This window comes from Thermomonospora echinospora (assembly GCF_900108175.1).
GTDB classification, from domain to species: domain Bacteria; phylum Actinomycetota; class Actinomycetes; order Streptosporangiales; family Streptosporangiaceae; genus Thermomonospora; species Thermomonospora echinospora.
Genome location: NZ_FNVO01000054.1, coordinates 1 through 6883 on the forward strand (window position 1 = coordinate 1; position 6883 = coordinate 6883).

Consider the following 6883-nt stretch of genomic DNA (forward strand, 5'->3'; position numbering starts at 1 on the left):
TGTACGGCATGCAAAGAGCCCCCTTCCATGATCGGAAGGGGGCTCTGAACTGGTGGGCGATACTGGGTTCGAACCAGTGACCTCTTCGGTGTGAATTGTGCATGTTCCAGGCCCGGGCCTGCTCGCCCCAGTGGGGCGGGTGGTGGGGCCGGCGCTGTGGGCGGGCCGGGCTGTGAACGGCTCCCAGGCCGCACGCGCAAAGCGCGGCGGCCGTCCACAGACCCGGACTCTTATGGGGGTTCCCGCCCCGATGAGGCGCGCGTCATCTGATCCGTAGTCAGAACCGACTCGTCCCCCCACGTGCCTTGCGTCTTATCGTCCCTGGTGAGATCCCCTGCGACCGTGATCGTCCTCTAGGGACATCTACCGCCATCTCGGTACGTCGTTAGCCGGGCTCTCGATCGAGGCCGACTCCTTGGCCACCACGGCGGTGTCGTCATGCATGCCCGCGGTGGGACGCTCTCCAGCGCTCGGCAATGCGGGTGCGTGGGTGCCGTGGCCGAGTGCCTGTGGCTCGGTTTCGGGCTCCTCGCGACGCGGGAGCGTCGCCCGCTTCGCACTGGGTGTCGGACGGCGGGATGCGGCGCCGCTGTTCGGCGATCTGGTAGTACGCGTTGCTCTGCAGGTTGATCACGCTGTCGTGACGGCGGCTACTGGTGCGGGTCGTCGGTCTTGAGCTGTTCTCCGGTGGTGGAGATGAAGACGACGAGGAGCTCGGCCGGTTCTGTGTTGCTGACGTTCTCTGTGGCCACGTGGTGGGCTCCTGGCTGCTCGGTCCAGTTCTCGCCTTGGTGGTATGTGCGCATCGGTTGGCCTTCGAGCCGACTGCGTACAGTGCCTTTGAGCACGTAGGCGTAGACGAACGCGTTGCCGTGTCGGTGGGGCACCGCGCGGGCGTCCGGTGGGAAGGTCACGATCGCCGAGGTGAAGGTTTTGCCTTGGACGTTCGGGAGCGCCTGTTGGATCAGAGGCTTCAGGGTCTCGGAAGGGTGTTCCGAAGCCACGGCAGCGGTGGACGGGGTGGTCGGACGCTCCGTCGCAGGGGCGCATCCGATGACTGCGGCAGCCGTGCCGGCGATCAGCACGCCGCCGGCGATTCGCTTACTGATCATGAGTGCTGTGCTCCTTGCCGGTCCGCGACCTGAATGATCGTCTTTCCGGGCGTGCGGCGGTGGCGGGCGAACGCGGAGGCCGTTTCGGAAAGCGGTCGCACGGCGCCGACGATGGGCTTGAGCCGTCCGGCCCGCAGACGCTGGGCGAGGTCGGTCAGCCGGGCGCGGTCGGGTTCGACGACGAAGAAAACGGCCCGCCCGTCCTTGGGCTGCACGGTGGGCGGCACGGCGATGGTGACGAGGGTGCCGCCCGGGCGTACCAGTTCGGTCGATCGCTCGAGGATGTCGCCGCCGATGACGTCGAACACCACGTCCACCTCGCCGACGCTCTGCAAATCGTCGGCGTCCAGGTCGAGGAAGGTCTGCGCGCCGAGGCCGAGCACGACATCACGGTCGTCGGCTCGGCCGGTGCCGATCACGCGGGCGCCGACCTCTCGCGCGAGTTGGACGGTGATCGAGCCGACGCCGCCCGCGGCGCCGTGAACGAGGACGGTCTGGCCGGTCGCGAGATGGGCGTGGTCGAACAGTCCCTGCCATGCGGTCAGTCCGGAAATGGGCAGCGCGGCGGCCACGGTGTGGTCGATGTCGGCCGCGAGGGGGGCGAGGTTGCGAGCCTCCACCGCGGTGTATTCGGCCAGGGATCCGTTGCGGGTCCAGTCGGCCAGTCCGAACACCCGCTGGCCCACGGTGAGGCCGGTGGTCCCGTAGCCGAGTTCGACCACGACTCCGGACAGCTCGTGCCCGGGAATGCTGGGTGTCCGGTCGCGGCCGGCACGATCGGACCACGTTGCCGGCCAGTCGAGCTCTCCGGGGGTGAAGCCCGCGGCGTGCACGCGCACAATGACGTCGTTTTCCGCAGCGTGGGGGTAGGGCATGTCAGCCAGGGTGAGGCCGCCGACACCCGCATCACGGTCTCGCACGGTTATCGCTCGCATGTCCGAATCCTTTCGGGGACATTCATCGGTATGGGTGGTTGTGGGGGCTCAGCACGGGGCCCGCTCCTGATGCGCGTGGTGCCGGCTCCCGGCTGCGGAGGTCGCGGATCACCCGTCGTCGGTGCGCTTGTGAGCCTGCGTGAACCGCGGCGATCACGGAGAGCACTGCGACGAACGCGACGTAGAGGTAGGTCGTGGCCTCCAGTCCCCACCAGCGGGCCGGCGGCCCGGCTGCCAGAGACGGGACGCTCAGTGCCGGGCAGCTGATCACGTAGGTGGCGGAGAACACCTCCGACCGGGCCTTCGCGCTGGTCGCCGCGCTGATGACGCGAAGAGTTCCGTTGAACGTCGACCGACGCCCAGTCCGGCGATGGCCGACCCGATGATGAAGATGATCACGGAGGCGAGCACCAGCCCCGCGGGCCTGAGGGCTAGACACGCGGCCCCCAGCAAGGTGGAGACCCGGGGCATGTGCCGGACGGCCCACACCCCGCCCGCACTGTTGGTGAGGAACAACAACACCGCGATGCTGAGCCCACCCGCAGTGCCGGACCCCACGTGCAGCACGGTGGTCACCAGGGACGGGGTGAGCGCCAGGAACAGCCCGGTCATGGACCACCCCGCGGCGATGGCGGGGACCGAGGCAAGGAACTCCGGCCGGGCTTTCCTGGGAACGCGGACTCGCGGTCACAGTGACGCCAGTCCACCGGCTCGCCTGGGGTGTGTCTCAGGGGTCGCGAGGACCACCACGGCGAGGCTCACGAACGCCAGTGTCAAAAGGGGGAACACATATGCGTCGGGACGCGTGGTCGCCTGAACGAGCAGCCCGACGGCCCCCGCCCCGATCGCCATGCCAACGCTGGGGCCCACGGCTGTCATCGTGGGCCCCAGGCGCGGGCGTTCCCCGAGGGCGAACTCGACCAACCCGGCGGCGAGCGCACCCGTCGCGGTCCCGATGGCGAGGCCCTGCGCCACGCGGGCGATCAGCAGCGCCCCCACCCCGTCGGCGGTCCAGAAGTTCGCCGTGCCGGCCGCGGCCACGAGGAGGGCGGCGACCAGCGCCGGACGGCGGCCCGGGTGATCGCTGAGCGACCCGACCGTCAGCAAGGCGCCGAGCAGACCGGCGACGTACACGGCAAAGATCACCGTCGGCATCATCACCGAGAAGCCCCAACGCTCCCGGTACAGCGGGTAGAGCGGGGACGGCGCGCTCACGGTCGCCATCATCGGTACGTTGGCGCAGACGAGCAGGACGAAAGAAGCACAGCGTCCGAGACGACGTCCGCTGTCGAAGTGACCCACACCGTTCATCGCGTGGCCTCGTGCGATGTCCGGTCAGCTCGGCCAGGGCGAGCCGATGATGCGCTCGACCGTCGTCGTGCGCCGGAAGCCGGGGACGAAGTGCTCGAGCACGTCGGAGTTCACGGTGCCGTTCGTGGTTTCGGGGCGGTTCTTGAGCCCGTCGACGTAGGCTCGCAGAAACTCGTTCTTGAAATCCCCTCGTGGGTGGACGGCGAGGATTTCGCCCAGCTGATCGTGTTCCATTCCGTCCAGGCCGAAGCCGAGCACGTCGGTCAAGACACCGAGGTGCGTGCTCGCAATTTCCGGGGCCATCCGGCCGGGGATGCCCGGCGTGGTGTGCAGCGCGATCGCCATCCAGACGGTCTCGGCGGCGGCCGTCGAGAAATCCCGGTCCAGGAGGAACTTGCGCGCGTGGTCGGCGCCATCTACTTCGAAGCGCTGCTCGACGTCGGAAAAGGGGGTCAGGAGCCCGGTGTCGTGGAACATGGCCGCCAAGTAGAGCAGCTCCGGGTCCGGTTCCACACCGAGCTTGTGAGCGTGAATCAGGCCGAAGAAGAAGACCCGACGGGAGTGGTGGTAGATGAGGGGGCTGGTCGTCTCCTGGATGAGCCTGGTCGCTTCGGCGACCGCCGCTGTCTCAGGAATCTCCAACCCTGCGATGACTTCTGGCATGACCTCTGACTTTCCCGGAAGTGTGCCGGCTGTGGACCGTGTGCCCGACTTCCATGCTGCCCATGGGCCGGCGTGCGGCGCCGCCTTCGTCCGGCCAGGAAGCACCTACATCCGGACGGGGCGAAATCGCAGCCGTGTGCTCTACCACGACCGCTGTACTGACTCTCGTGACGCCCTGTACCCCGCCGCGGCACGACGAAGCCACCCAGGAGCGGTCGGAGGGGCGGCTTCGGCGCCCGCTGCCGGTTGAGCAACCCCGCCCACGAGGGTCCCCGTCATCTCCGGGTAATGGTGTGTTACCAATGAATGGTGTACATGTCTCCTGTGGCGCCGACCCCACGGCGGTCAGTGCCACCGGGGTCCGGCCGGTCACCGAGCGGATTCGGCTCTGGAGGGACCGGAGTGGTGAACACTGCCCCCGGCCGGAACACCGCCGCACTGACCACGACTGCCCATCGCCGGACCGAGGGCCGCGGCTTGGGCTCCGCGCTGGCAGGGCCGGGGCCGGCAGATGCCCGCAGGGCACCCCGCAAGGGGCGGCCGTAGGACGTCGGCCGTCGGTGGGGCTGTCACTTCCGGCCCCGGTTCCCCAAGGTAGACAACACGTATGGATTACTTCAGTCCGGTTCGGCACGGCCGCTCACGACGACGTCCAGGGCGGCTGCGTGGATGCCACCCTGAGGCTGCCCTTAGGGCATCGGCCCGTTTACCGGGCCGGGAGGAGGCCGAAGCGTTCGGCGAACGCCGACATCTCTTTACGCTGCTCCTCCGGATCGGTGGCGGTGGCGCCCACGACGATGCGGGTCACGCCCTGCACGGCGAAGTCCTCAACGCGTTCAGCGGACATGTCCATCGACCCCCAGCGCGTGTACTCCAACCCCTTCGGGTCACGCCCGGCCTCGGCGGCGGTAGAGCGGGCGAGGTCCAACTGAGCGGCCCGCTCGTCCGCCGGGAGAGCACCACCGGCGAAATAGCCGTCGCCGTACCGCCCAACGCGCCGCGCGGCTGCCCGGCTCGATCCGCCGATATGAATCGGTAGACCTGTGGCCTCGAAGGGCTTAGGGAAGCTGACGAGCTTGTCGAAGGAGAAAAACTCCCCGTCGAAGCTGACGCCCTCCTCGCCCCCGGCCCACAACGACCGCATCACCTGAATCGCTTCATCGGCGCGACGGCCCCGGGTGCGGAAATCCACTCCGACCGCCTCGGCCTCGCCCGGCAGTGCGCCGATCCCTACGGTCAGCAGCCGCATTCTCCCCTTGGACAGCACATCGATGGTCGCCAGCCGTTTAGCGAGCGTCACCGGGTGGTGGTACGGCAGCAGCAGAACGCCTGTTCCGAGCAGGATCCGCTCCGTGGCGGCGGCGACAAAGCTCAGGCAGTCGAGCGGGTCACCGTAGGGCAGCGTCGGCGGGAGTTCGAGATTTCCGACCTTCGCGCCGGGATACAGGGCGATGTGCTCTGGCAGATACAGTGCCTCGAAACCGCACTTCTCGGCGTGCTGGGCGTAGGCGACGAGCCGGTCCGCATCCACGCCGTAGTACGGCGTGCTGTAACTGATCGCGAATCTCATATCGTCCCTTCGCTCGGAAACAGCTCGCAGCCGGGGCGCGCCTGCGCGAGCTGCGCGGCGACTTCGGCCCGCCGCCTGACGAGAACGCGGATCTCGGCGTCGATCTCGGCGAGCTTGCGCCGCGACACCGCAACCGACTCCGGGCACGCCACGCCCAACTCGTGGCCCGCCCGCAGGCAGTCCACAAACGGTCGGGCGTCCTCCAGCTTGAACCCCGCCGCCAGCAGCGCGCGGATCTCCGCGACCAACCGCAGGTCGGCCTCCTCGTATTCCCGGTAGCCGTTGGCCGCGCGCCGCGCCGAGATCAGTCCCTGCTGCTCGTAGTAGCGCAGTGAGCGCGTACTCACCCCGGCCCGCTCGGCGAGTTCCCCGATCTGCATCCGCCCTCCTGGTCTGTCGATCAGGGAGGCTACTGCTTGACACCAGTGTCAGGGTCAAGCCGCGACAGGGGCCCAGCCAGAGCGAATTGAAGGGAATCAGGCGACGCCTAGTCGGCACTTCCATCTAAGCGTCATCCCTGGTAGAAGCCGCCCGCCTGGCTCGTGCGCGCGATGCTTTGCGCGGCGCCCGTGGAGCTTTGACCGGCAACTCCTGGCGTGTTGAAGCCGGACGGTTCCGGACTTGTGCGGGGGCGGGGCCTCATAGCCTTGAAGCAGTGAAGAAAGTTTGAGCCAGTTAGATGATGAGGGCGATGCCTTCGCTGGCGAGTTCTTCGGGGGTGAACAGGGCGTGGGGGTCATCGGCGAGTTCGGCGCCGTGGCCGATCTCGAATCGGTTGGCCGGGACCTTGACCTCGGTGGCCTCCAGCATGCGGCCCTGCTGGTCGCACATGGTGCGGGTGATGATCAGGACGGCTTCGGTGTAGTCCATGCGGAGTTGGGTTCGTTCGTCCTCGTAGGCCAGGCGGGCGGTGGTGAGGGTGATCCAGCGGACGGGACGCTGCTGCGCCAAGGGCGACTGCTGCCAGCAGTACGCCTCCGAGCACACCATCCGGGACGCCTGGACGGTTCTCCGTAGCGCGCTGTCGGGTGCCGTCCGGGAGGAACTGATCTCCAAGAACGTTGCGGGCCTGGTGCGGCAGCTCCAGCGCGTCCGGCGGGAACTGCTGCACCGCGAGACCAAGACCGAAGCCTCGGACGCGACCCTCCCGCTGTCTGACATCTGCCTGACGGCGCTACGGCTGCGGCGCAAGCGGCAGGACCAGAGCAGAGAGGCGGCTGGTAAGGACTGGACGGATACCGGGCTGATCTTCACGACCCGTACCGGCCAACCGATCAACCCGCACAACTTCA

Annotated in this window: 7 protein-coding genes and 1 pseudogene; 1 reads left to right on the top strand and 7 read right to left on the bottom strand. The window is 68.1% G+C overall.

Translation table 11 applies throughout. The features are described 5' to 3' along the window. Positions 1 to 650: 650 nt before the first annotated feature. From C4U03_RS39480 to C4U03_RS39515, 7 genes are all read right to left on the bottom strand, one after another. Positions 651 to 1112, bottom strand: a complete 462-nt coding sequence (locus C4U03_RS39480; protein WP_103944986.1) for a cupin domain-containing protein — start codon at positions 1110 to 1112, stop codon at positions 651 to 653. Next, on the bottom strand, positions 1109 to 2047 hold the full coding sequence (locus C4U03_RS39485; RefSeq protein WP_103944987.1) for an NADP-dependent oxidoreductase: 939 nt from the start codon (positions 2045 to 2047) through the stop codon (positions 1109 to 1111). The genes C4U03_RS39480 and C4U03_RS39485 overlap by 4 nt, the downstream gene beginning before the upstream one ends. Positions 2048 to 2734: 687 nt before the next feature. After that, the gene (locus C4U03_RS39495; RefSeq protein WP_103944991.1) at positions 2735 to 3358 is read right to left on the bottom strand and encodes an MFS transporter; all 624 of its coding nucleotides are present in this window, start codon (positions 3356 to 3358) and stop codon (positions 2735 to 2737) included. 24 nt (positions 3359 to 3382) lie between these two features. Continuing rightward, on the bottom strand, positions 3383 to 4021 hold the full coding sequence (locus C4U03_RS39500; RefSeq protein ID WP_103944993.1) for an HD domain-containing protein: 639 nt from the start codon (positions 4019 to 4021) through the stop codon (positions 3383 to 3385). 706 nt (positions 4022 to 4727) lie between these two features. After that, entirely contained in the window at positions 4728 to 5591 is an 864-nt protein-coding gene (locus C4U03_RS39505; RefSeq protein ID WP_103944995.1) for an LLM class F420-dependent oxidoreductase, read from the bottom strand. Then, entirely contained in the window at positions 5588 to 5971 is a 384-nt protein-coding gene (locus C4U03_RS39510) for a MerR family transcriptional regulator (protein WP_103944997.1), read from the bottom strand. The genes C4U03_RS39505 and C4U03_RS39510 overlap by 4 nt, the downstream gene beginning before the upstream one ends. A gap of 295 nt (positions 5972 to 6266) precedes the next feature. Beyond that, a complete protein-coding gene (locus C4U03_RS39515) occupies positions 6267 to 6542 on the bottom strand; it encodes a UTRA domain-containing protein (protein WP_160147265.1) in 276 nt (91 codons plus the stop codon). Here C4U03_RS39515 and C4U03_RS40925 point away from each other — a divergent pair. Continuing rightward, a pseudogene (locus C4U03_RS40925) lies at positions 6511 to 6883 on the top strand (hypothetical protein); the annotation flags it as partial. The gene C4U03_RS39515 and the pseudogene C4U03_RS40925 sit on opposite strands and share 32 nt — an antisense overlap.

Excerpts from the sequence above, each read along its gene's own strand:
- C4U03_RS39510 (WP_103944997.1), bottom strand. The coding sequence starts at position 5,971 with ATGCAGATCGGGGAACTCGCCGAGCGGGCCGGGGTGAGTACGCGCTCA.
- C4U03_RS39495 (WP_103944991.1), bottom strand. The coding sequence starts at position 3,358 with ATGAACGGTGTGGGTCACTTCGACAGCGGACGTCGTCTCGGACGCTGT.
- C4U03_RS39500 (WP_103944993.1), bottom strand. The coding sequence starts at position 4,021 with ATGCCAGAAGTCATCGCAGGGTTGGAGATTCCTGAGACAGCGGCGGTC.
- C4U03_RS39480 (WP_103944986.1), bottom strand. The coding sequence starts at position 1,112 with ATGATCAGTAAGCGAATCGCCGGCGGCGTGCTGATCGCCGGCACGGCT.
- C4U03_RS39485 (WP_103944987.1), bottom strand. The coding sequence starts at position 2,047 with ATGCGAGCGATAACCGTGCGAGACCGTGATGCGGGTGTCGGCGGCCTC.
- C4U03_RS39505 (WP_103944995.1), bottom strand. The coding sequence starts at position 5,591 with ATGAGATTCGCGATCAGTTACAGCACGCCGTACTACGGCGTGGATGCG.